The 26442-nt window shown below is 46.6% G+C and carries 23 protein-coding genes; 14 read left to right on the top strand and 9 right to left on the bottom strand.

Features of this window, described 5'->3' with window-relative positions; all coding sequences use genetic code 11:
• The first annotated feature begins 56 nt into the window (after positions 1-56).
• The 3 genes from RIF36_RS10845 to RIF36_RS10855 are packed head-to-tail and all read left to right on the top strand — an operon-like array spanning position 57 to position 2771.
• Entirely contained in the window at positions 57-536 is a 480-nt protein-coding gene (locus tag RIF36_RS10845) for a nuclear transport factor 2 family protein (protein WP_350128716.1), read from the top strand.
• 50 nt (positions 537-586) lie between these two features.
• Positions 587-1702 (top strand): bile acid:sodium symporter family protein, encoded by a 1116-nt coding sequence (locus RIF36_RS10850; protein WP_350075171.1) that lies wholly within the window; start codon positions 587-589, stop codon positions 1700-1702.
• 28 nt (positions 1703-1730) lie between these two features.
• A complete protein-coding gene (locus RIF36_RS10855) occupies positions 1731-2771 on the top strand; it encodes a PfkB family carbohydrate kinase (RefSeq protein ID WP_350087472.1) in 1041 nt (346 codons plus the stop codon).
• A gap of 76 nt (positions 2772-2847) precedes the next feature.
• Here RIF36_RS10855 and RIF36_RS10860 read toward each other — a convergent pair whose 3' ends face one another.
• The 5 genes from RIF36_RS10860 to RIF36_RS10880 form a co-directional block, all read right to left on the bottom strand.
• Positions 2848-3984, bottom strand: a complete 1137-nt coding sequence (locus RIF36_RS10860) for a lactonase family protein (protein WP_350128713.1) — start codon at positions 3982-3984, stop codon at positions 2848-2850.
• Between the two features lie 38 nt (positions 3985-4022).
• On the bottom strand, positions 4023-4910 hold the full coding sequence (locus RIF36_RS10865; protein WP_350128710.1) for a dienelactone hydrolase family protein: 888 nt from the start codon (positions 4908-4910) through the stop codon (positions 4023-4025).
• Positions 4911-4960: 50 nt separating this feature from the next.
• A complete protein-coding gene (locus tag RIF36_RS10870; RefSeq protein WP_350128707.1) occupies positions 4961-5377 on the bottom strand; it encodes a DoxX family protein in 417 nt (138 codons plus the stop codon).
• A 185-nt stretch (positions 5378-5562) separates the two neighbouring features.
• Positions 5563-6081, bottom strand: coding sequence for a hypothetical protein (locus RIF36_RS10875; protein ID WP_350128704.1), 519 nt, complete (start codon positions 6079-6081; stop codon positions 5563-5565).
• A gap of 19 nt (positions 6082-6100) precedes the next feature.
• Positions 6101-7168, bottom strand: coding sequence for a DUF3500 domain-containing protein (locus RIF36_RS10880; RefSeq protein WP_350149347.1), 1068 nt, complete (start codon positions 7166-7168; stop codon positions 6101-6103).
• Between the two features lie 145 nt (positions 7169-7313).
• Between RIF36_RS10880 and RIF36_RS10885 the strand changes: the two genes are divergently transcribed.
• The 11 genes from RIF36_RS10885 (at position 7314) to RIF36_RS10935 (ending at position 21592) form a co-directional block, all read left to right on the top strand.
• Positions 7314-7997, top strand: a complete 684-nt coding sequence (locus RIF36_RS10885; protein ID WP_350128698.1) for a hypothetical protein — start codon at positions 7314-7316, stop codon at positions 7995-7997.
• Positions 7998-8265: 268 nt separating this feature from the next.
• The gene (locus RIF36_RS10890; protein ID WP_350128695.1) at positions 8266-9165 is read left to right on the top strand and encodes a LytR/AlgR family response regulator transcription factor; all 900 of its coding nucleotides are present in this window, start codon (positions 8266-8268) and stop codon (positions 9163-9165) included.
• 308 nt (positions 9166-9473) lie between these two features.
• Positions 9474-10238 (top strand): hypothetical protein, encoded by a 765-nt coding sequence (locus RIF36_RS10895; protein WP_350128692.1) that lies wholly within the window; start codon positions 9474-9476, stop codon positions 10236-10238.
• Positions 10239-10254: 16 nt separating this feature from the next.
• Positions 10255-11955, top strand: coding sequence for an FISUMP domain-containing protein (locus RIF36_RS10900; protein WP_350128689.1), 1701 nt, complete (start codon positions 10255-10257; stop codon positions 11953-11955).
• Positions 11956-11960: 5 nt separating this feature from the next.
• Positions 11961-13373 (top strand): fibrobacter succinogenes major paralogous domain-containing protein, encoded by a 1413-nt coding sequence (locus RIF36_RS10905; RefSeq protein WP_350128686.1) that lies wholly within the window; start codon positions 11961-11963, stop codon positions 13371-13373.
• A gap of 20 nt (positions 13374-13393) precedes the next feature.
• Positions 13394-14731: an Lcl C-terminal domain-containing protein gene (locus tag RIF36_RS10910; RefSeq protein WP_350128683.1), complete on the top strand. Its 1338-nt coding sequence runs from the start codon at positions 13394-13396 to the stop codon at positions 14729-14731.
• A gap of 57 nt (positions 14732-14788) precedes the next feature.
• Positions 14789-18013, top strand: coding sequence for a putative Ig domain-containing protein (locus tag RIF36_RS10915; RefSeq protein WP_350128680.1), 3225 nt, complete (start codon positions 14789-14791; stop codon positions 18011-18013).
• Positions 18010-19188: a caspase family protein gene (locus tag RIF36_RS10920; RefSeq protein ID WP_350128677.1), complete on the top strand. Its 1179-nt coding sequence runs from the start codon at positions 18010-18012 to the stop codon at positions 19186-19188. The genes RIF36_RS10915 and RIF36_RS10920 overlap by 4 nt, the downstream gene beginning before the upstream one ends.
• Positions 19189-19471: 283 nt before the next feature.
• A complete protein-coding gene (gene sqr / locus RIF36_RS10925) occupies positions 19472-20728 on the top strand; it encodes a type III sulfide quinone reductase, selenoprotein subtype (protein WP_350128674.1) in 1257 nt (418 codons plus the stop codon).
• A gap of 23 nt (positions 20729-20751) precedes the next feature.
• Complete coding sequence (locus RIF36_RS10930; RefSeq protein WP_350087401.1) at positions 20752-21060, top strand: TusE/DsrC/DsvC family sulfur relay protein; 309 nt, start codon at positions 20752-20754, stop codon at positions 21058-21060.
• Positions 21061-21079: 19 nt separating this feature from the next.
• Positions 21080-21592: a DsrE/DsrF/DrsH-like family protein gene (locus tag RIF36_RS10935; protein ID WP_350075138.1), complete on the top strand. Its 513-nt coding sequence runs from the start codon at positions 21080-21082 to the stop codon at positions 21590-21592.
• Positions 21593-21669: 77 nt separating this feature from the next.
• Here the strand turns inward: RIF36_RS10935 and msrA are convergent, their stop codons facing one another.
• From msrA to RIF36_RS10955, 4 genes are all read right to left on the bottom strand, one after another.
• Entirely contained in the window at positions 21670-22320 is a 651-nt protein-coding gene (gene msrA / locus RIF36_RS10940; protein ID WP_350128671.1) for a peptide-methionine (S)-S-oxide reductase MsrA, read from the bottom strand.
• A 99-nt stretch (positions 22321-22419) separates the two neighbouring features.
• On the bottom strand, positions 22420-23715 hold the full coding sequence (locus RIF36_RS10945; RefSeq protein WP_350128668.1) for a M20/M25/M40 family metallo-hydrolase: 1296 nt from the start codon (positions 23713-23715) through the stop codon (positions 22420-22422).
• Positions 23716-23817: 102 nt separating this feature from the next.
• On the bottom strand, positions 23818-24525 hold the full coding sequence (locus tag RIF36_RS10950; RefSeq protein WP_350128665.1) for an RraA family protein: 708 nt from the start codon (positions 24523-24525) through the stop codon (positions 23818-23820).
• Between the two features lie 242 nt (positions 24526-24767).
• Positions 24768-26246: a Gfo/Idh/MocA family protein gene (locus RIF36_RS10955; RefSeq protein ID WP_350128662.1), complete on the bottom strand. Its 1479-nt coding sequence runs from the start codon at positions 26244-26246 to the stop codon at positions 24768-24770.
• Positions 26247-26442 lie beyond the last annotated feature (196 nt).

Below are 26442 nucleotides of genomic sequence, written 5' to 3' on the forward strand. Positions count from 1 at the left end.
CGGTCATTACTATCACATTTCATCTTCTTTAATAAGTTACAAAAACATCTTATAGAATGAAAAAAGCCTTATACAGTTTAATATTTACTCTCTTTGTCGTTTTTTTAAGTTGCGGCGAGCAAAACAGTCAGTCAGCGGTAAGGGGAGCAGGTGGCGCCCCTCTCCAGAAGATTAATGCTGACCTGGTGAAACTGACTGTTGATAGTCTGAACATGGCCCTGCTTAACAGAGACCGAAAGACGTTGATAAGCATATGCGCAGCAGAGCTTAGTTACGGGCATTCGAGTGGCGCTGTTCAGGACAGACAAACCTTTGTCGATGACGTGGTGAATGGGCCATTTGCTTTCCTGTTTATCGAAACAGAAAACCAAAAAATAACCACTACTGAAGACATGGCGATTGTAAGGCATGTCTTTCAGGCTAAGGGACTCAACAACGGAGACACGGTTGATGTGCGCATTGGCAACGCACAGCTTTACAAGTTGTACCCTAACGGCCATCTTCGCCTGGTCTTGCGCCAGGCTTTTAAGTTATGACGGGTCAGGCCGCAATGGTAAATCAATAAATCACCCTAAACCACGAAGTTTTGAAAAAATTCAACATCTACTCAACAGCCCTCGGGGCTACTTTGCTTCTTCTTTTACTGATACTCTTTACCATATTCACTGGTGGGCTGTCGCAGGCTGGCTCACTCATAATAGCGTTTTTTACATTACTTGCTTTCGGCTTCAGTGGCCACGAGCAGCTAAGAGGCTATGTGTTTACCACTATGATCTTTGCTGGTGTAACCATAGCCTTATATTACCCGGAGTATTTTCTGGTAATAGAAGGTTTCAAACTCACCAACCTGATCATACCGCTGATCCAGATTATCATGTTCGGCATGGGTACCTCGATGAGTCTCGGCGATTTTGGTTCCATTTTTAAGTCCCCGAAAGGTGTGGTAGTTGGTGTAAGTGCGCAATTGTTGATCATGCCCTTAATTGGCTTCACGCTGGCCAAGCTCAGCAACTTTCCTCCTGAAATTGCTGCTGGAATAGTGCTCATTGGGTGCTCACCCAGCGGAGTAGCGTCCAATGTGATGGCCTATTTGGCAAAGGCCAACCTTGCACTTTCTATCACCATTACATCCATCGCAACGCTGCTGGCACCATTTACGACGCCACTGATGATGAAGTTGCTCGCCGGTGAATTTATCGAAATTGAGGTGCTGACAATGATGTGGAGCATTGTGAAGATGATCATTCTTCCGATAGGAGCTGGCCTGCTTTTTAACAAATTGTTGGGTGATAAAACTAAATGGATGGACAAATTAATGCCGTTGCTTTCCATGCTGGCTATTGGGGTCATCATTGTGATTATTACAGCGGCAGGCCGGGATAGCCTTCTCGATATTGGTGGGATATTGATGGTGCTTGTGCTCATTCACAATTTATTTGGGTATACGCTTGGGTATTTTTATGCAAAGCTGCTAAAGCTCAATGAACAGGACTCAAGAACGATAGCCATAGAAGTGGGGATGCAGAACGGAGGTCTAGCGTCAGGCATAGCCAATACGCTTGGGAAAATTGGCACCATGGGACTGGCACCGGCGGTATTTGGCCCACTCATGAACATCACGGGCTCTATACTGGCTTCCTACTGGCACAAACGAGCCCCAAAGGGATATGAGGAACCAGAGCAGATCCCAGTAAATAATTAACCGATAACACCTTGAAAAAGAATTGACAATGAAAAAAGTAGTAACCTTTGGTGAGATCATGTTGCGCCTTGGAACCCCTGGAGTTTTAAGGTTTTCGCAAGCATCGAGTTTTGATGTAGTTTATGGCGGAGGTGAGTCAAACGTGGCTGTATCACTTGCCAATTATGGGATTCCGGTAGACTTTGTTACCCGGCTGCCAAAAAATGACCTCGGCGAGTGTGCGTTAATGGAGATGCGCAAAAGAGGCGTTGGAACAGATAAAATTATTTTTGGAGGAGACCGACTCGGCATATACTTTCTGGAAACCGGTGCGGTGAGCAGAGGCAGTAAAGTGGTTTACGACCGGGCTCATTCTGCGATAGCCGAAATAAAAAAGGGAATGGTTGATTGGGAGAGCGTATTTGCGGGTGCTCGGTGGTTTCACTGGACTGGCATCACACCGGCCATATCACAGGGTTCAGCTGATGCTTGCCTGGAGGCCGTGCAAACCGCCCGCAAAATGGGTCTTACAATCTCGACGGATCTGAATTATAGGGCAAAGCTTTGGAAGTATGGAGTTGAACCTGAGGAAACCATGACAGAGCTAACCTCTTATTGCGACATCATTTTAGGCAACGAAGAGGACGCCGAAAAACACTTCGGCATCAAGCCAGACGGCCTGGACATCACCAAGCAAGGAGAGCACGTAAAGGCCGAGGCATTTCTATCGGTTTGCCAGCAAATGATGAAGAAATTTCCGAATGCGAGGAAAGTAATCACCACGCTAAGAGGCTCCATTTCTGCGTCACACAATACCTGGGCAGGTGTCCTCTATGATGGAACGACCATGTTCAAATCCCCTGAATATCAGATTACACATATTGTGGATAGGGTAGGTGGGGGTGACTCCTTCATGGGAGGCCTCATTTATGGTTTGCTCACTTATCCGGACGATGATCAGCATGCACTCAATTTTGCTGTGGCCGCCTCTTGCCTCAAGCACACGATTGTAGGAGATGCTAACCTGGCAACGCTTGATGAAGTGAAGAAGTTGATGGCGGGAGATGCCTCAGGCAGAGTAGCACGGTAACGCCCAAAGCAAAGTGGGGAAATCATATGTCAGTCATATGATTTCCCTTTTTTTAACCAGTGATTATAAGACTGTATTAGAACAACAAGCAAACAGGACTGGGAGCCTGTATCTCACTGACAAATTCCAGCTTGCCGCTCTTCTTGTCACGCTTAAACGAAATGATATTATTAGATTTTTGATTAGCCACAAGCAAGTAGTCGCCGCCGGGGGATAGCGTAAAATTTCTGGGCCAGTCGCCCCGCACACCCTCATGCCCCACAAGTGCCAGGCTACCGTTCGATGAATTGATCTGATAAATCACTATGCTGTTGTGCCCCCTGTTGGAGGCATAAAGGAACTTTCCGTCATCGGAAATATGGATGTCGGCGCAACTGCTGGTTTCTTCATATCCGGCGGGCAGTGTACTAATGGAGCTGGCAATTTCGTAATGCCCCACATTATTTTTCTTTATTTGAGTTATCGTGGACGATAGTTCATTAACTACATATGCCCAGCTGCCTTTTGGATGGAAGGCCATGTGTCGTGGGCCAGCTTCCGTAGCCATAGCCAGTTTGTAAGGGGCTGTCGAAACCAATTTTTCATTGCTTTTATCCAGGGTCGAAAACCAGAGTTCGTTGCTGCCCAAATCGACTGAGATGACTGTGTTTCCCTTTGGTTCGAACCAAACAGAATGCGCATGCGGCCCTTTTTGCCTTGCGTGAGACCCTTCGCCCTCGTGTTGTAGCACGTGCAATGGGCCATCTAGCTTGCCTGAAGAACTTAGCTTCAGCAACCCGACATTCCCACTGCTGTAGTTGGCCGCAAACACATAACCAGACTGGTCGATGGTTACAAAGCATGGGGAAGCTCCTCCCGAAGGTTTTTGGTCAACATACTCCAACGCTCCACCATTTATCGTAAATGAGGTAATAGTACCACCACCACCGGCATCATCTCTGTTTTCGTTGGCCGCCAACAAGTACTTGCCATCAGGGCTTTTTGCCAAAAATGACGGGTTTTCCGACTCAGCGGCTAACCCGAAGCTCTTCAGCGTGCCGTCAGGGTGAAGCTGGTATCGATAGATGCCCTTGCTTTCTCCACGGGTATAAGTGCCTACGTAGAAAGAGATGCCGTCCGCTACAGGCTGTCGTTCTGCTATTTCTGTAGACGACAACGTCATTAATTGAGTCAAGAGCAGAACGGCTGCACCCGTTGAAACTTTGATGATCATAGAATCTGGATATAAAACTTGAGGCCTATTTCTATCCTTTACAGTAGATTTTCTTTAAAGAAAGCTGTAGTCCGCTCCCAGGCCAACTCAGCTGCTTCTTTGTCATATCTCGGTGTGGTATCGTTATGAAATCCATGATTCACATCAGGATAAATGTAGGCTTTGTACGGCTTTCCGTTCGTCTTAAGCGCAGCTTCGTAAGCGGGCCAGCCTTCATTTACTCTCGTGTCCAGACCGGCATAGTGCAACATCAGTGGTGCCTTGATGTTTGGAACCAAGTCGATGGGGGGCTGTCCCCCATAAAAAGGAACCGCTGCTGACAAACCGGGAACTTTTACTGCCATCAGATTTGAAATACTTCCTCCGAAGCAAAAGCCCACCACCCCTATTTTACCTGTACACTGCGGACTTGCAGTCAGGTACTCATATGCTGCGATAAAGTCTTGCAGCATTTCATCACGGTCTCTTTTGCTTTGCAAGGCACGACCGTCGTCGTCATTTCCAGGATAGCCCCCAAGTGGCGTAAGAGCATCAGGCGCTATCGAAACAAAGCCAGCCAGAGCAGCCCTTCTCCCTACGTCTTCAATGTGTGGATTCAGTCCTCTGTTTTCGTGTACGACCACGATGCCAGGCAACTTGCCATTGGCGTTGGCAGGTCGGCTTAGCAGTGCCTTTATCTCACCTCCCCCTTTCGCAGATTGATAGGTGATATACTCGGACACCAGTCGGGAGTCATTTTGAGGTATTTGCACCTTGCTTTTATAGTCAGGCATCAGAAAACTCATGAGAGACATCACCGTTACGCCACCAATCGCATACGTAGATAGTTTGTTCAAAAACTGTCGTCTGTCAATTCGGCTATGTGCGTAGTCGTCATAAAGGTCAAATACCTCCTGGCTAACATCTTCTTTTTTGAGTTCTTTCATGAGAATAGTATTGATGAGTAGGTAGAAAAAAGGTGAGGTATTGCCTCCGATTATTTACTCCTTTTGAGATATCCATCAAGTGAGATTTTCCCCGGGCCAGTAAAAAACATTGCCAGAAAAGCGAAGGCAAACAGTACTACTTTTTCCTGTTGGCCAAATTCCTGACTGAAGTGAACGGTGAAGAAGGCCGTTGCTACGGTGATAAAGGGCGGGATCAACGCTGCTCTTGTAAATAGGCCCGCCATCACTAATACGGCACAGATTACCTCAGCGAATACTGCGAAACTCAGTGTGAAAGCTGGGCCAAAGCCGAAGGGGTCGGCAAACTTAATTTCGTCCGGGCCGAATAGCCGCATCATTTTGCCCCAGCCATGGCCGTACATAAGGGAGAAGCCGAAAGCAAGCCGCAACACAAGCAATCCATAGTCATGAAAACGAGAAGGTAGTTCAAAGCGAAGCAGGCTCATAGTTTTTATATTTTTGGTGAGTTACAGATTTTTTAATATCAGAGACGATGTTGCCCTTCAGTTATAAGTACCCTTCAGACGGCTTTGGTACACGCCTGGTGAAACTTTTTTACTGTTTTCATTGACTGGAGGTGCTGTTTTAGCTTCCGACGCAAGGCAAGGGCATTTTAAGTCAACAGCCAGCGTCACTGCAAGCCAGTTTTTTTCATGTAAAACTTTCCTGCATTCGCATTTTTCTGCCACAATGCTATCGGGTACGTCCAGTATTCTTCCTCTTCGCCATAAAGAGAAATGTGCTGCTCTCCCCATGCATATTCGAACAGAACCGCTTCTCCGGTACCAGGCAACTTCACCGAGCCGAGTACGAAGGCATGTGTAAAACCGCTCGTTCCGTTTTTGAAGTGTTTTGCTGCGTAAATTTGCAGCGTGGCACCTGCCTCAAGGGTGTCGACGATTTCCATGCCGTCAAACAATGTTGTCCCTGTCTCGGCAAGCAGGTAGGGGTTTTCGTTGGCAAAGGCGTCGAGGTTTTTCGCAACAACTGCCTGGCGCTGTAGTACTACAGACTTATCAGTGATTTGGGTGTACGGAGCAAGCAATGAGACATCAGTTACCGTCGTTCGAAGGGCGTGGTAAAGCAAGCCACCAAACGTCAGGATCGTAGCCACTGCGAAGCCAATCAATAAGGCCAACCGTTTATTCATCCCTATCGCTGGCTATCGGTTAATGCTTGTGGCCCAAATAGTGCGCCTTGAGAATGTCCTCCCCAAAATCGGCTCCTTTTTCCCTCCAGATGGCATGGATATGGTTGCCGTCGTTGTCAAAACCCACGTTGTCGTACTCGATCATGAAGTCAGGGCCATTGATGATATAGTAATGCGGGTTTCTCGCCTCATAGCTTCCAATCCAGGCAAAATAGATATTGTCGATCCCTGTCCGAAGTAGTTGATCGTAAGACCTCTTCGCACCCTCATGTTCCAGGTTGTCGACATACTCTTTAATAAGCCATTCCAGCAGCCCTTTTTGCTCCTTGTTCATATCAGCGGCTTTTATGCCATAATAGTCGTCAATTCTTTTCGGCCCATTGGGGTTGGTGATGATGTCGCCTGGCACTTTCTGGCTCAAAGTAGCCACCTTCTTTTGCTGCTCAGTCAATGCATTGATAAGCAGAAAGCCATAGTCTTCTTCTTTGCTCAATACCCGCAAACCGGCGTATTTGGTAATACGTACTTCGGCAGGATCGGTACCAATAAATAATGGAGTGAGCGAATAAATACCATCCGCCATCGACAAGCTGATGGCCATATGATGACCACCCAAATTAAGCCCCCAGGGCTCTTTCATGTCGGGCGTGCCCCACACAGAAATATAGTAATTGCCATACTCCCAATCTAGCTTCTTGATTTGAGCCAGCCCTTCTTTGGAAATTTTTCCTCTTCTAAAGGTGGAGTCGTACACAACATTCAAAATGTCGTCCAGCAGCATGATGCTGGTGATCTTCAGGTAGCCCTGCGAGCTAAACAGCGTGGTAAGCACCCGGTGAAACTGAAGCATACTTGCCTCTGAGAGGTCGCCATATCGCTTGCCTGGCCTCGGCACCAGGCCAACAGGCAGATTCGTCCATTTTTCCCGGCCCGGATCGTCGAACGGTAAGCTAATCTGCTCCAGCTCTTCTGCGCTCAGCGTCTTCAGGAAGATTTTGGTTACGTCCACAATTTCGTCGGCCGTTTGGCTGAACAGGGGAGCTGATGTGATGGCAAGAAAGGCGATAAAGGTGAGAATAGATTTCATTGGAGGGTGTTTAGGTAGTTAGTAAAAGCCAGCTCAATATACCGCAATAAACATTTAAACCAACCTGGTATGCGGTCAATGCTCTCTAGCTAATTTGGCATGAATAGTGTTATTTACATCCTGTTGCAACTAACTTTTTAGACTTATGAAAACTCATTTTTTAATGCTGCTATTTGTTGCGCTATGCACCGGATGTGTGAGTACAGGTGTGCTCTTTCAGGATGGGAAAACGGCTGGGAAGAAAGAATTCGATGGTGCCATTGGCATTTCCTACAATGTGGTTCCCTCTTACACCACCGACTCAGCCTCACAAACAGTTAAGCTAAATCCCTTCAAAGTGCCTGCGCCGTGGATCAGTATTCAGGCACAGTATGGCCTGGCAGAGCGGCTGGATGTGGGCGGATCTTTTGGGCTTGGGCTTTTTAGTTTGGGACTCAGCGGTTTCGCTAAGTATGCACTTTTACCCAACGACGGTACTTTTCACGTGTCACTTTATGGAGGTGCGGGCTTTGCAGCCTCCACCGACAAAGTAGAAAATGGCACCGCTACCTTTGCCCAACTAATAGGCGGTATTCCCTTTAGTTTTGATGTTACTGAAACAAATACACTTGTGATCCAGCCGTTGTACAGCCACGATTTTTACAAAGTGAAAATCTCAGGCGACACAGTATATGACGACCGATTTGATGCACACCTTGTACATTTGGGGTTTGGGGTGATTCGAAAAAATTTGGACAAAGATAGGTCTGTGTTTTACAATGTCACGATGAACTATTCGCCATCAGAAAAGAAGGCTTATCCTACTTTTGGTGTGGCGATAAGGCTGTGATCGATAAATGAAGGAGGCTTATTAGACCATTTTTGAAGCGTTAAGCTTTTTGGAAATTGAGCTATCAACCAAATAGCTAACACAAGCAATGATACTGTTATCGGCAGAGGTGCCAGGCAAATTTGCTCCATACTCAAAAATAAACAGAAAATGCGGTTTGTGACTTTCGGCGTGGGGTCGTAATGTCAGGCTTCGCAATTTTTTTTAAATCCAATTGACTAGTTTAGAAGATCATTGAAACCGAACCTGACAAGTCTCAAAAGAAGATATGGTGTCATACGATAATGCCATTTCAGGAAGTAACTGGATAAAGCCGGTATTGATAATCGCTGGAATTATAGCTGCGCTTATCGTTTTCGAGGGTGCGCAGCAATATTATTACCTTCAGAGGTATAACCTTTTCCCTAACGCTAATATTACGCTTCTTGATTTGACCATTGGCCACCTTAAAAGCTGGCTGATCTGGGTGCTGGCTGGAATCCCATTGATTGTATTCGCCCTGCGGCATCCATTTGACAAAGGGGGAGACTACAAAAGTCAGACACTTATCTATCTTGGGTGGGTGTTTGGTATTCTTTTGGTCTGCATTGTTCTCATAGCGCTGGAAGAAGTGTTCTTTCAAGGTGGGGCCGCCACAATCGATCGATTTATTGGCGGGCTTACGTTCTACACTTTCCAAAAAGGCCCCATTTTTCTTTTGGCTTACACCTCCCTGATTATAACGCTTCATTTTTTTGTGAACATACAGACGCTGGAGCTAACGGTGAAAGAGCTAAGCTCCATGAAGGTTAGCAATCAGTCGTTGTATGAGGAGCTGAAAGCCCAACAGTACGACGATGCTACTCAGTTCATTATTGTCAAAACTGGCAACCGCAGCAGGGTAGTGGCACTCGACGATATTCGCTGGGTAGAGGCCAACGACTACTGCGTGAGGCTCCACACGAGAACCCAGGAATCGTACGTGCTCAGAGGTTCCATGAAGGCGATGGAACAGGCCCTGCCTGGAAAGAAGTTTATCCGTATCCACAGGAAGTGCATCGTGAATCTCAATGATGTGGACGAGTTTCTTTTCTCCGACACACCCGAAGTGGTGCTCACTGGCGGCATGAAACTGCCGGTGGCTGTTTCGAGGGTAGGACAGATCAAGAAGCATTTGAGCCTGTCGTAACCACCATAAGAGACTTCATTTACCGGTTTCACTTTTACCAGCCAGGCTAGCCTGTCTCCGCAAACCCACCCCCTGCCTTTCTCTTTTTTCGCCTCAATAACCTGGTCTTGACTGAATATCGACAGAAGATGACGCAAAATCGACAGTAGAAGTGGCTAGTATTGAGCACTTTTGGATGTCTGACGAATGTCACTGGTAACAGGCGTTCGATTTCTGACAACAGCTATGGGACTAGTTTTGAATTATCACCTTCAATAGCTATGATCCAACAACTTCCAAAGTCATTCAAGCGTTGTCAACCGCCTCATATGTCTGGCATGATGACTGGTTCATCCGCAAAGCGGGTGGTCAGTTTCTTGTTGGGTAACTTATTCACTGTTTTTACTTCATACGCTCAGGACGTTGTCATCACTCAAATGGCCCTGCAGCCCGATGGCAAAGTGGTGCTCAGGTACAACCTGAACGACGACCGGCTGGATAGGAAGTATTCCCTTTACCTGTACGCTTCTTCCGATAACTACATACAGCCACTGGCGCAGGTGAGTGGCGATATTGGCGTAGACATTGCCGTAGGCGGCAACAAAACCATTACCTGGAATGCCAAAGAAGAGCTGGGAGATACCTTTGCAGGTGATGTAAGCCTGGAGCTAAAGGGCAATATCTATGTGCCTTTCATTGCTCTCGACAACTTCGACGATTACAAAGTGCTGAAGCGGGGCAAGCCCTACGATGTCACCTGGACAGGCGGGCGTGGCGACAATGTGCTGCTGTTCGAACTCTACGAAGAGGATAACAAGATCAAGGTGTTTGACGAACGCCCCAATGTGGGCAACACCACCATCATCATTCCCAACGACGTGAAGCCTGGGCGCTACCGCTTTAAAATCAGCGATAGCAGGAACAGGGATGAAGTGGTGTATACTATGGATTTCATTGTGAAGCGTAAAGTGCCATTGATTGCGAAAGCAGGTCTTGGCCTTGTTTTGCTGGGAGGTGTGGGGTATGTCGTTTCGCTGGGTGGCGCTGATCCTGATGAGGAGAAAATAGGGGATCCAATAACGCCAACGAGATAAAATAGTTTACTAACCAATGACCAAAATAAAGTACACTGTATCACTTCTTTTGTTTCTTGCCTTCGGCTCCTCTTTTGGACAGGCGCCCGAAAATTTTAGTTATCAGGCAGTCGTGCGAAATTCATCAAACGAGATTATCGCCAATTCTCAAGTGGGAGTCCGAATGAAGATTTTGCAAGGGACAGCCACGGGTACGGTTGTTTATGCTGAAACCCACACTTTAAACACCGATGCCAACGGGTTGATTAGTTTAAAAGTTGGTGGTGGCAGCAGCTCTGATGACTTCTCTTTAATAAATTGGGGCGTTGGCCCATTTTTTCTGGAAAGAGAGATTGATCCAGATGGTGGCACCACTTATTCCATGTCTGGTGTAGACCAGCTACTGAGTGTTCCATACGCATTACATTCCAAAGTAGCCAAAAATATTCCTCTCACAAATGGGAAATTATTTATTGGAAACACCAGCGGGAAAGGTGCAGAAGTCACGCTTTCTGGCGATGCCACCGTCACAAATGCGGGAGTCTTAACCATTAGCGACGAGGCTATTGGAAGCGACGAAGTCAGTGACAACAGCCTGACAGCTGACGACCTGGCAACCGGCTCTGTGACAAGCGACGAAATTGCTAATGGATCTATTTCTGACGAAGATTTAAACAAAACGGCGATCCCTTTGAGTGGTTTTGGCCCTGCAACATCGGCAGTAGATCTCGGGGGTAAAACTTTCACCAATGTACAAGACCCCGTTTCTGCCCAGGATGCTGCTACCAAAGCCTATGTGGATGCACTTCAGCAACGGTTTGATGCACTTTCACTCGAACTTACAATACCAAAAATACTTTCATTTTCACCTACATCTGTAGCTGCCGGAAATACAGTGACTATCTCCGGAACCAATTTAGCAGGAGCTACTGTAGTTAGCTTTGGCGGTACTTCTGCTTCGTCTTTCAATGTTGTCAATTCGGGTACAATTACAGCTGTTGTGGCAGTAAGCACCTCCTCTGGAAATGTTTCTGTGACTACACCTGGCGGTACCGCAAATCGTTCAGGTTATACTTTTATTCTGACTGATGCAGTCGACAATGTTTATTCTTATGCAACGATAGGTACTCAAACATGGATGACAGAGAACCTGAAAACTACCAAGTATAATGATGGAACCTCCATACCAGAAGTGACCGACAACACAACCTGGACTAACATGACAAGTCCGGGATACACTTGGATGAATAATAACCCTACAACGTATTCTGCGACATTTGGTGCTTTGTACAATTGGTATACAGTTGATAATACAAGCAATGGAGGAAAAAATGTGTGCCCGGGAGGCTGGCACGTGCCAAGCAATAGTGAGTGGAGCACTTTTGAAAGCTACCTGATTGCCAATGGATATAATTATGATGGTACCACCAGTGGAAATAAACTCTCCAAGTCATTAGCAACAGCTTCTGGTTGGTTAGCATCCTCAGTTGTGGGAGCAGTAGGCAATACTGATTTTGCGAGCAAACAAAATGCCACTGGATTTTCTACAGTCCCTGAGGGCTACCGTGACAGCGATGCTTCTTTTAAAAGCCTTGATAGGAGTGGTGGGTGGTGGCTAACGACCTCATCTAATACTACAGATGCTTGGTACAGCTTTATTTATCACGATTCGTTCGGGGTCGATAATGGCACATACGGTAAGAAAGCAGGTTTTTCTGTTCGCTGCTTAAAGGATTAGAGATTATGAACATTATGAAAAAAGGGGTTTTATATTTTGCAATTTTTTTAATCAGCATGAGCCTTCAGGCGCAAACACCTGAAAAATTTTCCTATCAAATGCTGGTACGGGATGCTGAAAATAACATTCTCAGTAATGCCAACATTGGTTTGAGAGTAAGCATTGTGCAAGGCAATGAATCAGGAAGCATAACCTATTCTGAAACACATTCGACGTCGACTAGTAAAAGTGGTTTTGTATCTGTGGTTATAGGGGCTGGGGCCACAACGGATAATTTCTCTGATATTGATTGGTCAATGGCACCCTTTTTTGTGAAGGCAGAGATTGATCCAACCGGTGCAACCAGTTACTCGTTCACCAGCATTAATGAATTACAAAGTGTGCCCTTTGCTTTGCATGCGAAAACAACCGAAACGTTAGTATTGCCCGAAGGCTATTTGCTCGTTGGCAACAGTTCAAATCAAGCAAACTCCGTAGCAATGACAGGGGATGTAACCATAGCCAATACGGGCAGCGTAGTCATTGGGAGTGATAAAGTAAGCAGTGCTCAGGTGATAGACAATAGCCTTTTGGCAGATGATCTGGCTACCGGATCCGTGGCAAGTGACGAAATTTTAGACGGTACAATACGTGACGAAGACCTAAACAAAAGTGCTATTCCTCTAAGTGGTTTCGGTGATCCAACAGCCTCAATGGATTTTGGTAATCAGCAGATCAGCAATTTGAGAGAGCCGGTTGGCGATCAGGAAGTTGCAACTAAAGCATATGTAGGTGCCTTAGAGGAAAAGTTAATTTCATTGAAGTTGGCACAGGGGTATGCTACCAAAGACATTGATGGCAACGTTTATAGTAGTGTTACCATAGGTACACAAACCTGGTTTGATCGAAATCTCGCCACTACAAAATACAACGATGGGACTGAAATCACCTTAGTTTCCGAAAATAACGCTTGGCAGAATTTAAACTCTCCGGGATATAGCTGGTATGAAAATGACCAGGTATCCTTTGCAAATTATGGGGCACTTTACAATTGGTTTGCCATCGATCCTTCCAGCAATGGTAACAAGAACGTCTGCCCAACTGGTTGGCATGTTCCGAGTTTGTCCGATTGGAACACACTTATTTCTTTCCTGGGAGGTACCGAAGTTGAGCGCTCAAATAAACTAAGGCAGAAGGGTACGAGTTATTGGCCAGCTCCTAACACTGGCGCTACCGATGAGTTTAGATTCAGAGGGTTGCCTGGTGGGTCAAGAAATAGCAATGGATCCTTTTCTGGGATTGGCAGCAGTGGCAATTTTAGTATGTCCGATGATTTAGGTGGATTTGTAAAGGCCATCTCTTTGACTAGCACTGGTTTTTCTGCTTCTGCTAGCATAGCAAGAACTTACGGCAACTCGGTAAGGTGTTTAAAGAATTGACGAATTCTAAGTTTTTATCGATGAAAAAAATATCTGTCAACGTGTTCCTAATGCTTCTTTCCGTTGCGATACAGGCTCAGGTGCCCTATGCAATTAGTTATCAGGGTTTGGTACGTAACGCAAACAACGTAGTTGTTGCCAATAGCACCGTAAGCTTGCGTGTCAGCATAATCAAGACCACAGCCACCGGTAGCATCGTCTATGTCGAAACCCATAGTACAACAACAGACGGCAACGGTATTTTTACTGTTAAAATAGGCGAAGGAAGCAGTTCTGATAATTTCGCAGCAATCAATTGGCTATCTGATAAGTATTTCCTTAAAAGAGAAATTGACCCTGCAGGAGGCAGCAATTATACCATTTCCGGCACGACGCAGTTTCTGAGTGTACCTTACGCCCTTTATGCCAATACTGCAGAAAGTGTGTTGCTGGATGACGGTAAAGTATTGGTTGGAGAATCTTCCGGAAAATCTTCCGGCAAAACTGTGGGTGATGATTTAACTATTTCCAATAGTGGAATGGTCACTATTTCTTCCGATGCAGTAGGAAGCGCAGAGATTTTGGATAATAGCTTATCAGCATCTGATCTGGCCACAAGCGCTGTTGGCAGTGATGAAATAGCCAATGGTTCGATTATGGATACAGATCTGGACAAAGTAAATATTACCGTCAGCGGATTTGCGGTTCCGCAAAACGATACAGGCGCAAATGGACAGCTCCTCTCAAATGTGGCTGATCCCAACCTAGACATGGATGCCGCCACCAAGGCCTATGTGGATGACCTGGAAGATCAACTTAATTATCTTATTAAGAGCTTAAAGGAGGCAGGGTCAATTCCTATTCAAATAGGAGATTACGTCTTTGGAGGTGTGGTGGCCTATGTTCTCCAGTCAGGTGATCCAGGCTATGATGCCAATCAGCAGCATGGCATTATTGTAGCTGTGACTGACCAGTCCAATCTTGCTTTGTGGGGTTGCTTAGAAACAACTATTGCAGGAGCCGACGGTGCCGCTATTGGAACAGGTATGCAAAATACACTAGATATTGTAGCCGGTTGTGCGACTGCTGGAATTGCCGCCAGGCTTTGCCATGACTTGAATTTGAATGGCTATACTGACTGGTATCTGCCGAGTAAAGATGAACTCAACCTACTGTACCTGAGTAAATCTTCAATTAATGCTTCGGCTTTAGCCAACGGAGGAACTGCCTTTGTAAATAATAGACGCTACTGGAGTTCGACTGAGAAAAATAGCTCTGAAGCATGGATTCAAAATATGTCTAACGGGGATCAGCTTTCTACAATGAAGACGATTTTTGCAAGTTCTCCTGAAGCTGTGCGAGCTGTGAGGTCTTTTTAAAAGAAAAATTATGAATTTCAATAAGCAGGAATTAACAAATAGACGTAAGGAACAAGAATGATACGCATAAGGAATATAGCTATCTGTACTTTTCTCCTGGTCATGCTGGGAATGGATCAAAACTATGCACAACAATCTACTACCTCAACCGGAGGCACACTAACCGGGTCAGGTGGAATAGTGTCTGATGCCGTTGGGCTGTCCATCTACACTTCTATTTCTGGCGTTGGAGGAAAAGCCAATGAAGGCATAGTCGTTCCTGTTAATTTCTCTCCCCAACTTGCATCTATAGGCGCAAAAAGTATTGACGAAGAAATTGAACTTATTTTTACTGCTGTCGGCTCCGATGTTGACCTGCAAGCCTTGGATTACAGCCTGGATGCCACTTCGACTGGGAAAGGAATGAGCATCAACCCCACCACCGGAGTTTTTAGCTGGACGCCTGCGGAAGACCAGGATGGCAGCCATAGCGTCTTGATTTCGGTTTCTGATGGTACTTTTTCTATCTCTGAGACATTTATGATTACCGTAGCGGATATAAACAAAGCGCCAGTATTAGCAGCTTTGACTTCCAAAGCTGTAGATGAGCTAGTGCCCTTGTCTTTTACCGTTTCGGCAACGGATGCAGATTTGCCAGCTCAGGCATTAAGCTATTCCCTGGATGCTACATCGCTTGGTCATGGAATGACAATTGATGCCAGCACCGGGATTTTCAGTTGGACACCTTCAGAATCACAGGATGGACAATACACAGTGGACGTGGTCGTGAGCGACGGAGTTGCCACCGATGTTGAAACAATTACGATCACCGTGGCCAACATCAACGTGGCACCCGTACTTCAAACCATCGGTGAAAAAAGTGTGGACGAACTGGTGTCGCTCGCCTTTACGGTAGCTGCCACAGACTCTGATTTGCCTGCTCAGGCGCTGACATACAGCTTGGATCAGCCCTCGTTGGACAAGGGCATGACCATAAATGCCTCGACTGGGGCGTTTAGCTGGACGCCATCTGAAACTCAGGATGGAGATCACGACGTTATTTTCACAGTTAGCGACGGGCTGGTAGCCGACTCGGAAACAATCACCGTTGCAGTTGCTGATGTGAACGTGGCCCCTATGTTGGGAGTTATTGGTGCGAAAAGTGTCGACGAACTTTTGACATTGTCTTTCACGGCGGCGGCAACAGATACGGATGTACCTGTCCAGGTTTTAACTTTCAGTTTGGATCAGCCTTCGCTGGATGCTGGAATGGCCCTGGATGCAGCTACAGGTGCTTTCAGCTGGACACCAGGTGAGTCACAGGATGGAACTTATACCGTAATTTTCACTGTATCGGATGGTTTGGTGACTGATTCTGAAACAATTACTATTACAGTAAATGATATTCCTGATAATCCGTTAGCGTTTGAGCCGACGAGTGCAGACATTACCCCGGGCACTTTCAAAGCAAGCTGGGGGGCGGTGGCGGGTGCCACCGAATATCAATTGGAGGTGACATCCAACGATTTCGTAAACCTGCTTCCAGGCTATAATCCTTTTGTTTTAACCACTACCGAGGTGGTTGTTACAGGACTACAGGCAACCACCGGCTACCAATTCAGAGTTCGGGCCAAGAGTGCACTAGGAGTATCTGGATATTCCAATATAGTTAGCGTTACAACTTCTAATGATGCCACAAGTAGTGCTTTGACTATCGGTACATTAACTTTTGAGAATCGCCAAGTTAATACTACTTCTCAGACGTTGAACATTTCGGTCACAGGAGGTGCAGCGCCTTATGTTGTGATAGCAAGTCATCGGGGATTGCTTCAAAGTGAATATACGACAGCAACACTCACGGAAATAACGCCTGGTAACTACTCCTTCACGGTCAGTCCTGAAATGCTGGATGAAATGGGTGTGCAGTTTGAAATCACCGCCACCGATGCCAAAAACGATAAGCAGTCGAGGGCCGGAAGTATTGCACGATCCTTTGGGGAGGCAGCCAGCCCTGCCCTTCCTTTTGAACGCTTTGGAGGCACCACCCTGACCTGGAACTTATTCACTATTCCTTATGATCTCGATAATAAACTGGTGAGCAATATCTTTGCCGACCTTGACCAGAGTCGCCATGAATTCGACTGGAGAATAGTGCGCTACCGCAATTCCACCAATGATTATGTCAACTTCAACACAGGGCAGGTCAGGGTAGGAGAAGCCTATTGGTTCAATTCCAAAACCGCAGTGAGCATCAACGTAGGGGCTGGCCAAACTACGGCTTCAATACCGTTTTCCATGAGCCTCCTGAAAGGCTGGAACCTGATCGGCAATCCATACACCGTGCCCATTTCATGGGAACAGGTGTTAGCTGACAATCCAGACAAAACGGGCATTGATCCCATCCGGCTTTTTAATGGCACCGCCCTGGTCATTGGAGACGTTGTTCAGCCATTTTCTGGCGGCTTTGTCTTCGCCGAAGAAGCCACTTCAGTGGACATTGACCCCATCGCTTCTAAGCCCAATGGTAGAATTCTGGCCGGTAAGGGCAGGATCGAAAGTACAGATATCGACGAGATGGCCTGGCTCTTTCCGCTACAACTAAGTGATGGACAAACCACTACGGTGTTAGGCGGTGTGGGCATGCACCCGGATGCCCTGGAGTTGAAAGACCAATTCGACGGCATGGTACCCCCTCGTTTTATCCACTACAGCGAGATGTATACCACACACCAGGCCTATTTCTACCCATACTTCGCCACTGACGTCGTGCCCACCAAAGGCGACCACACCTGGAACTTCACCTTATCATCAAACAAAGTAGTAGGACCAACCAACCTGACCTGGGACATGGGGGCTTTGCAAAACAAAGCCTCCGGTCTCTACCTGCTCGACCAGCAAAGCGGCAAGCTGGTGGACATGAAAACTACAAATAGCCATACTGTTGACCTGACCAAAGGTGACTTTAAGTTTGAGGTCTACTTCGTTTCTGGCGGCGATCAGGTCATCCCTCACCGGCTACTGCTGGGCGATGCGTATCCTAACCCCGCCAGCACGCAGGCGACGATTCCCGTACTGCTGCCAGGTGATGCCAACGAGTTGGTGGATATTGATCTTTCTGTTTTCGATATCAATGGCAATCGTATTAGCACCCTGGCCAGCGGCAAGTACAAACCAGGTGTGTATGAATTTACCTGGAACGCCGGAGTTGAGCAAAAGAGATCAGTTAGTGGTATGTTCTTTTACCGATTGAGCTTTAACGACAACAACAGAGCACCACTTTACAAAAAACTAATTCTGCGATGAGGAAGATAAAGCAAATTGTGGCTGTAGTTGGATTTGTTCTTTTTGCTGTAGCGCAAGTCAATGGCCAGGTGGTGGTTGACAGAACCAACAAAGTATCGCTGGATTTTACAAAACCCGTCAAGGCCACGGTACTGCCCGAGGTAAATTGGGTACTGCCCCGCCTGGAGTACACCAACAGTGAGGCGAACAAGGTGGATATCAAGGCCAACGTTCAAAGCAAAGTGCCTTTGAAAAGGGTGACGCTTTCGGTACTAACTTCGCTGGATGAAGCCCCTATGGCTACCATGGATATTCCATTGCTTAGCCCGACTTCAGCTGAATTTGAGAAGAACATGTACCTCGCCGATGGTCAAAACTATGTCAGAATCACTGCGGAAAACGTGGATGGAGGCATTGTGTCGGACGACAGGTCGGTGATTGTGGGCATGGATGCGCTCAAAGATGCCATCGCCATCGACAGGAAGGACTACGCAGTGCTTTTTGCTACCGACAAGTACGATAACTGGAGCGACCTGACCAATCCGATATATGATGCCAAGGCGATCGGTCAGGAGCTCGAGGAACGCTACGGCTTTGAAGTAAGAATTGTCGAAAACGCCAGTCAGGATCTTGTGTTCAATACATTGAGGGAATACGCCCAGAAGAGCTACAAGCCCCAGGACCAGCTTTTTGTGTTTTTTGCAGGCCACGGGCAGTACGACGAAACCTTCGGTGAAGGATTTGTGGTGGCCCGTAATTCAATGGCCAACGACCCAGGCAAGAACAGTTATATCAGCCATAGCCGACTCCGAAATATCATCGACAATGTGAAGTGTCAGCACATTATGCTGGTAATGGATGTGTGCTTTGGTGGCACGTTCGATCCGGTGCTGGCCTCATCAAGAAGTATTTACGAGGAAATGGACAACTCCGAATTCATCGTCAAAAAGCTATCGCTAAGAACCAGAAAGTACCTGACCAGTGGCAGTAAGGAGTACGTGCCCGACGGCACACCCGGCAGCCACTCACCCTTTGCTGTGAGGATGCTTGAGGCGCTGAAGACCAGCGGGGGAGGCGACCGGCTGCTGACTATTTCGGAAGTAAATGTGTACATGCAGAAACTGCAAACCACACCAAGGTTTGGCTCTTTTGGAGCAGATGACCAGGGGAGTGAGTTTATGTTTATTGCCAGATAATAGGTATTTTCCTGGTGCTTGCATGATTTTGATAGCAAGTAGCAGGCTGTTAAACAAGTAGGGTAGTAGATCGATTTTTTTGGTGTGCATTTAATAAGTGGGGCAACGTTGGTGAAACACCAATTGCTATTTTTTCCGCCTTGTACGCCTTTTTTGACTCGTGGCTTTCATCACCTAGAAGTACGCCAGGTACAAATGTCAGCTTTTTGGCTGACAATAGTCATCACACACCAATCTCGCTGGCAGTACCTTAGCATCACTGACCACCAAAAAAGAGTAAGTCATGAAAAATCTTCTCATACTCGGCGCAGGATCTGCTGGCACAATGATGGCTAATCACTTGTCGAAGAAAATGTCTTTAAAGAATTGGACCATTACAATTGTGGATCAATTCGACAAGCACTACTACCAGCCAGGCTTCTTATTTCTTCCTTTTGATATTTACAAAGAAGAGGACGTATACAGAGAGAGAACAGACTATTTGCCTGCCAGCGTCAGCTATATTCAGAAAGCAATTGACGTTATCAAGCCTGAAAACAATCAGGTACTACTGGCAGACGGTACCGTTCTTCCCTATGACCTATTGATTGTAGCCACGGGGTCACAGATTGCACCTGGTGAGGTAGAAGGAATGCTGGGCAGCGAGTGGTATAAGTCTGTCTTCGACTTTTATACTTTCGAAGGATCCCGCAACTTACGTGACAAACTACGTGACTGGAAGGGTGGGGATATGGTCATCCATATTACAGAAATGCCCATTAAATGCCCGGTGGCACCTCTTGAGTTTGCCTTCCTTGCCGATTGGTATTTCCACGAAAAGGGAATACGAGACAAGGTGAACATTTATTATGTGACACCGCTCGACGGTGCCTTCACAAAGCCGGTGGCGTCTTCCAAACTAGGTCATTTGCTTGAAGAAAAAGGCATCAACATCGTGCCCGATTTTGCCATAGCCAAGGTAGACAACGAAAATAAAAAGATTGTATCCTGGGACGATAAAGAGGTTGCCTTCGACTTGCTGGTGACTGTTCCTACCAACATGGGCGACGATGTAATTGCCAGGTCAGGTATGGGAGATGATCTCAATTTTGTACCAACAAACAAACACACGCTACAGTCCAGCAATTTTGAAAATGTGTTTGTGATTGGAGATGCAACCAATGTGCCGGCGTCAAAAGCGGGTTCTGTTGCCCACTTCCAGGCTGAGGTTCTCACCGACAATATCCTTAGGTATTTAGAAGGCGAGCCGCTCAAAGAGGACTTCGATGGTCACGCCAACTGTTTTGTGGAAACAGGCTACGGCAAAGCTATGCTGATAGACTTCAACTATACTACCCAGCCAGTTCCCGGAAATTTTCCTTTCGCTGGAGTCGGGCCAATGAAGCTCCTTAAGGAAAACAAGGTCAACCATTGGGGAAAACTAGGATTCCGCTGGGTTTACTGGAACATGTTGATGAAAGGGTATAGTATCCCTTTCATTACCGCTCAGATGCAAAAAGCAGGAAAAGAGCTGGAAGAAGAAAAATTAGAAACTGTATAATCATCATAAAACCAAAAAAGATCATGGAAGCTGTAATTGCAAACCGTCCCGTAGAAGTGAATGAGCAAGGTTATTTGCTGGATATGAACCAGTGGGATAAAGAAATAGCACGTGGTATTGCTGTCGAAGAGGATATTGAGTTGACCGATCGTCATTTTGAAGTACTCAATTATTTGAGGAAGGAACAGGAGAATGGCACAGCGTTGTCTATTCGCAGAATCGGTAAATCAGGAGTGGTAGATATCAAAGAATTCTACGCTCTGTTTCCGGAAGGGCCATTAAAAAAAGCCTCCCGTATAGCCGGTATTCCCAAGCCAGCAAGCTGTATTTGATCACTTAAAAATCTGAACCATGGAAACTGTAGAAGCACCCGTAAAAGCCCCGGCAAAAAAGGAAAAGAAGCTGAGGAAGATAATGATCATCAATTCTAAGGCAACTATCGACTCTGTGTATGCTGCCCTTATCCTGGCCAACGGCGCAAGGATGGAAGGTATCGAGTCAGAGATTTTCTGCACATTCTTTGGGCTGGAAATGTTGCAAAAAGATAAGATGGATCATTTGCATGTGGCCACCGTGGGCAACCCCGGGTTGCACATACCTACTATGATAGGTGGGCTGCCTGGTATGGAGACACTGGCCAGTACAATGATGCGTAAAGAAATGGACAAGCTGGATATTCCTCCTGTGAGCGAATTCCTGGAAATCTATAAGGCGTCTGGTGGCAAAGTGTTTGCGTGCAAACTAGCGATGGAAATGTTCCACCTGGAGAAAAAAGATCTTTGGGATGAACTGGATGACGTGTTAACTGTCGGTGATTTTTACAATAGAGCCGACGAAGATGGCACGCAGATTATTTTCGTTTAGCAGTTCCAAGTCGTATGAAGGGAGCCCGGGTTATTCGAATCTGGGCTTTTTTCGTTTTGTATTTGCCTGCCCTGGGGCTATTTTAACTTCCCTTTGTAAGTGCGTTTAAACTTCTCGTACCTGGGAATTGATACTCCCCGTACATAACCACTGCCCGGGTTGTGCTCGATATAATCCTGATGATATTCTTCAGCTCTGTAAAAAGCTTTCAGTTCCATAACTTCAGACACGATGGGCTTGCTAAACATTCCTGAACTATCAAAAGTCTTTAGCGACTTTTCTGCTATGACTTTCTCCTCCGGTGTCATATAGAACAAAATGGAGCGGTAGGAGCTACCCACGTCTGGTCCCTGACGATCTTTGGTGGTGGGGTCCTGCGACGTAAAGAAGACTTTGGTCAGCTCTTCGTAGTTTATTTTGGACGGGTCGTAGTAAACCAATACTGTCTCGGCATGGCCTGTCGTTTCAGTATTCACCAGCTCGTAGGTTGGGTTTTTGGTATGGCCGCCTGCATAGCCTGATACTGCCGAGTCGACGCCTACCACAGCTTCAAATATATGCTCAGAACACCAGAAGCAGCCTTCTGCAAAAGCAGCGATGGCTTTTCCGGCAGGAGCCTTAAGGTCAACCTGACGTACGCCTCCATCTTTTTTTGACGTTTGGGCATCGCACGAATAGAAACCGATGATGGCAATGAATAATACTGACTTGGCAAGTGTGTGTCTCATGGTGGTAGTAACTTGATAACTAGCCTATAAGTTTCAAAAAAAGCCATTCATTAAAAGTCTCCTTCAAGACAGAATGGATACGCAACCATTCCCGGCAGGTTACCTTGTTAACCTGTAAAGGAGCACTGCAGCCCTTTTTGTCTGCATCGGCAATACTTTCAAATCTCCGGTTTCATTTACCGTATGGTCGTTTTTACCACCCATTCCCAGGCCGTCAAGGCCCATTTCAATATACGGGGAGGTAAATGAAATGTCGGCCGCACCAGCATTGCTTGGGTTTACGGGCTCCACAGGCATAAAACCCAGATCGGTGCTTACTTTGCTGAGTTGTTTCAATAACTCATAGTTGCCTTCGGTAGGGGCAAAGGGTGGGTAGCCTTCATCAAAACTGATGGTAGCATTGGTCTTGGGCAGGTGTTTCGCCACAATCTCTGTCATGGTTTTTTGAGTGCGCTGAAGTTGCTCAGGTGAAATGGTGCGAATATCACCTGTTACCACGGCATCCTTGGCTACCACGTTGCTTTTGCCGGTAGCTCTTCCTCCGTCTATAGATTCCTCGTAGGCGACGTTGGTGCCGCCAAGAATCATTCCCGGATTGAAAGTGAGGTACTCTTCTGTGCTTAGCGCTTCGTAAAACCCTGTCAGGATTCTGGCGGTTTCATAAATGGCCCCAGCACCTACCTCAGGTTTGAACACCTGAGAAGAATGGGCGGCATTGCCTGTTACTTTTAGCGTCCAACCTGATGAGCTTCTGCGGGCAACATTCGCTGTGCCTGGATTGCCGTCCCCATTTTCAAAACCAAGAGCGATGTCAGCCCATTTGGCTGCTTCTACCAGTTCCTGTTTCGAAAGGGAAAGCGGGTCACCACTCAGTTCCTCGTCGCCAGTCATCACCACAGTAATGCTCATGTCTTTTAGCAGGCCAGCATTGTTAAGTGCTGACAATGCCTGGAGAATGATCACGTCGCCACCTTTCATGTCAGCAATGCCTGGCCCACTGGCTGTCGAGTCGTTGAGCACTTTGTACTTTTGAAATGGGCTTTCCAGCTCAAATACCGTATCGAGGTGGCCGATGAGTAGAATTTTCTTTCCTTTTCCTGCCGTAGTTTTGGCTACCAGATGACCTGCCCTGTTCCAGGCGCTTCCGTCTTTCCATTCTACTTCCATGCCGAGGGCTTTGAACTTGGGCATGAGTACGTCAGCAACGGCTTTCACACCATCGAAATTCATCGTACCGCTGTTGATGTTAATGATTTCCTCAAGTAGCTGAAGGGCCTCGTTGTTGTGTTGGTCGATGTATTTTGTAAGGCGAATCTCTGTTTTGGAAACCTGGCCTTGTAGTGAGGTAGCAACAAAAAGTAACATGAGGAACACGATGGGTGGGAATGATTTCATAGCTACAATCTATTATTGGATAATAATACAGAATATTGCCCAATCGCCGAAGGCTTATCAAATGAACAACTCTTCCTCATTACGGGTTAATAAATGTTGTTACTATTTATTTTCCACGGTGAAATCGTATGGGATGCCAAGTTCTTTGTAGAGTTTTCTCCTTTGCTCTTTATCGATCAGCAATTCTTCTCTGGCCGCATCAGCTACGTCAATAGCGATATCCCTTGGAACGACTATTACACCATCTCCATCAGCTACAATCACATCACCCGGCCTGACGTAAACACCGCCAACAACGACTGGCTCGTTATAAGAATCAAGCTCATTCCGTCCCGGGCGGATACCTCGTCCTCTCTTTTCGTAGTTCATGTAAACAGGGATGCCTTGTTTTATCACTTCGTCCGTATCTCTGACACCGCCTGCCGAAACAATGCCGATTGCGCCTTTCGATTTCCAAATCATGCTGTTGTTCGATCCGGTCGATCCGGTATCACCATCATTGGCATTATCTATCACTATCACATGGCCTTCTTTTATGTCTTTAATAAATGGCTCTGCCGACACGTTGGTATACCACATATCTCTCCAATGTTTATAGTCGTCACGGCTCACATTGCCAGGATGCGGACGTCTTGTAGTAGGAACATACCTTACCGTAAAGGCGATGCCAACGAATTGGTGTTTGAACCCTTCAATGTCTTTCCAAAGAGGGGCTATTTTTGGGTCCATCAGTCCTACATCTGGCATGCCCAACATGTCCATGCCATCGGAAACGTCGGCAACCCGCAGGCCAGCGTAAAGTTTTATCAACTGATTGTCGGTTACCTCCCTGGTAGTTTGAGCGAAAATACCTGCTGGAGTAAGGAGGACGCATTAAACTAAATGTGTAAGGTTTTTCATAGCAAACGTATTTTTCATTAGGGGATTGTCAAATTCAGCAAATCAGAGCTTTCTCGTAGCCTTTTTTTCTTCAAAAATGAGCTGAATTGTTGAGTAAAAAAAAAGTCACTGCCTTGCGACAGTGACTTCGTCAATATATGATTTAGAGTAGGTTACAATCCTTGCATTTTCCAGCCATCTCTGTAGTCTCTGCGGACAAACTGATTGGCATCATCAAAGTTGGTGATTTTCATGTTGGGACCATCCCACACCAACTTGATAAAGCGACCTGGGTAGTCGAACTGGTCGTCTCTGCCACCTGGTCTCTTCTTCTGAATATCGTAGCTTCTTATGGCCAGGTTACCCATCAGGATACTCTCTGTCATAGGGCCTGCAATATCAAACGGTGAGCTCACCTCCATTTTGCCATACCCTGCGATACAAGCCTCCACCCACTGGAAGTAGTGGCCTGTATCGGATCCACCAGGGACTCTGGCAAGTGTTTGCGGCACTTTTACCTCGTTCGTTCTTGAAGTTGGAAGCAACTTAGGGTCTCTGCCATAGGTGCTGCACATCATTTTGCCTTTGTTGCCGACCATGATGACTCCGTTGCCGCCATCCCCCATCATCTCATTAGGGCCAAGCTCTTCAGGCCTTTCAGGCTGGATGCCGCCATCCATCCAATGGAACTTAACGTCTGGTTTTCCTCCTGGGCCGGGGAAATTCATGATGACGTGAGAGGAAGGAGGACAGCTATCGGGGAAGTAGCCTCTCTTAAACTCGTCTACATATACGCTACCCACACTGCACTCTACAGAGCTTGGATAACCAAGCCCAAGCGTGCGGAAAGGAGGTTCAATAATATGGCAAGCCATGTCGCCAAGGGCACCAGTGCCGTAGTCCCACCAGCCACGCCAGTTGAAGGGCACCAGTTTATCTACGTAATCTTTTTTCGGTGCAGTGCCGAGCCATAATTCCCAGTCGAGTTCTTTTGGTATCGGAGCGCTTTGCGTTGGCCATGGAATGCCTTGCGGCCACACCGGGCGGTTTGTCCAGCAAAAAACTTCCGTGACATCACCAATGATACCTGCATCATACCATTCTCTCATTTGACGTACGCCATCACCAGAGGCACCCTGGTTTCCCATTTGAGTCACCACTTTGTATTTTTCCGCCGCCTGGGTAAGCATTCTGGCTTCATAAATATCATGGGTCAATGGCTTTTGCACGTACACGTGCTTGCCCATTTGCATGGCTGCAAGCGCCTGAACTGCGTGCTGGTGGTCAGGAGTTGATACCGACACTGCATCGAAGTTCTTGCCTTCCTTGTCGAGCATCTCTCTGTAGTCTTTATAGTATTTTGCTTTGGGGAAGTTCTTTCGTGAAGTCTCCGCTCTCCTGTCATCGACGTCACAAAGGAAGGCGATTTCGGCCTTGCCACTTTTTGCAAAATTGGCGATGTCGCTTGTGCCTTTGCCGCCGGCACCGATGCCTGCTACGAGCAGTTTGTCACTTGGGGCAAGGTATCCTTTGCCGCCTATTACATATCGTGGTACTATGGTGAACGCAGCACCTGCGATAGCCGCATTTTTCATAAACGTTCTTCTAGAAGTGCTTCCTGAAGCTGGGGGTGTTATTTTTTTGTGGGGCATTTGAGTATAATTAGAGATATCACATTTAATTCAGTCCTTAATATAATCAAAATTGCTTCTTCATAACGGTTTTATTACAAACGGGGCATTATGAAATAATGAAGGGATCATTAAAGAGATTATTGAAGCTGGGTTGAGAGGCTGTTGTAATTAAAGGTAGAGAAATGAACAACTTTAGGACAAAATACGTTATATT

The sequence above is a fragment of the Imperialibacter sp. genome, from assembly GCF_040222815.1.
GTDB lineage: Bacteria > Bacteroidota > Bacteroidia > Cytophagales > Cyclobacteriaceae > Imperialibacter.

Excerpts from the sequence above, each read along its gene's own strand:
- RIF36_RS10845 (WP_350128716.1), top strand. The coding sequence starts at position 57 with ATGAAAAAAGCCTTATACAGTTTAATATTTACTCTCTTTGTCGTTTTT.
- RIF36_RS10855 (WP_350087472.1), top strand. The coding sequence starts at position 1,731 with ATGAAAAAAGTAGTAACCTTTGGTGAGATCATGTTGCGCCTTGGAACC.
- RIF36_RS10860 (WP_350128713.1), bottom strand. The coding sequence starts at position 3,984 with ATGATCATCAAAGTTTCAACGGGTGCAGCCGTTCTGCTCTTGACTCAA.
- RIF36_RS10865 (WP_350128710.1), bottom strand. The coding sequence starts at position 4,910 with ATGAAAGAACTCAAAAAAGAAGATGTTAGCCAGGAGGTATTTGACCTT.
- RIF36_RS10870 (WP_350128707.1), bottom strand. The coding sequence starts at position 5,377 with ATGAGCCTGCTTCGCTTTGAACTACCTTCTCGTTTTCATGACTATGGA.
- RIF36_RS10875 (WP_350128704.1), bottom strand. The coding sequence starts at position 6,081 with ATGAATAAACGGTTGGCCTTATTGATTGGCTTCGCAGTGGCTACGATC.
- RIF36_RS10880 (WP_350149347.1), bottom strand. The coding sequence starts at position 7,168 with ATGAAATCTATTCTCACCTTTATCGCCTTTCTTGCCATCACATCAGCT.
- RIF36_RS10885 (WP_350128698.1), top strand. The coding sequence starts at position 7,314 with ATGAAAACTCATTTTTTAATGCTGCTATTTGTTGCGCTATGCACCGGA.
- RIF36_RS10890 (WP_350128695.1), top strand. The coding sequence starts at position 8,266 with ATGGTGTCATACGATAATGCCATTTCAGGAAGTAACTGGATAAAGCCG.
- RIF36_RS10895 (WP_350128692.1), top strand. The coding sequence starts at position 9,474 with ATGTCTGGCATGATGACTGGTTCATCCGCAAAGCGGGTGGTCAGTTTC.
- RIF36_RS10900 (WP_350128689.1), top strand. The coding sequence starts at position 10,255 with ATGACCAAAATAAAGTACACTGTATCACTTCTTTTGTTTCTTGCCTTC.
- RIF36_RS10905 (WP_350128686.1), top strand. The coding sequence starts at position 11,961 with ATGAACATTATGAAAAAAGGGGTTTTATATTTTGCAATTTTTTTAATC.
- RIF36_RS10910 (WP_350128683.1), top strand. The coding sequence starts at position 13,394 with ATGAAAAAAATATCTGTCAACGTGTTCCTAATGCTTCTTTCCGTTGCG.
- RIF36_RS10915 (WP_350128680.1), top strand. The coding sequence starts at position 14,789 with ATGATACGCATAAGGAATATAGCTATCTGTACTTTTCTCCTGGTCATG.
- RIF36_RS10920 (WP_350128677.1), top strand. The coding sequence starts at position 18,010 with ATGAGGAAGATAAAGCAAATTGTGGCTGTAGTTGGATTTGTTCTTTTT.
- sqr (WP_350128674.1), top strand. The coding sequence starts at position 19,472 with ATGAAAAATCTTCTCATACTCGGCGCAGGATCTGCTGGCACAATGATG.
- RIF36_RS10930 (WP_350087401.1), top strand. The coding sequence starts at position 20,752 with ATGGAAGCTGTAATTGCAAACCGTCCCGTAGAAGTGAATGAGCAAGGT.
- RIF36_RS10935 (WP_350075138.1), top strand. The coding sequence starts at position 21,080 with ATGGAAACTGTAGAAGCACCCGTAAAAGCCCCGGCAAAAAAGGAAAAG.
- msrA (WP_350128671.1), bottom strand. The coding sequence starts at position 22,320 with ATGAGACACACACTTGCCAAGTCAGTATTATTCATTGCCATCATCGGT.
- RIF36_RS10945 (WP_350128668.1), bottom strand. The coding sequence starts at position 23,715 with ATGAAATCATTCCCACCCATCGTGTTCCTCATGTTACTTTTTGTTGCT.
- RIF36_RS10955 (WP_350128662.1), bottom strand. The coding sequence starts at position 26,246 with ATGCCCCACAAAAAAATAACACCCCCAGCTTCAGGAAGCACTTCTAGA.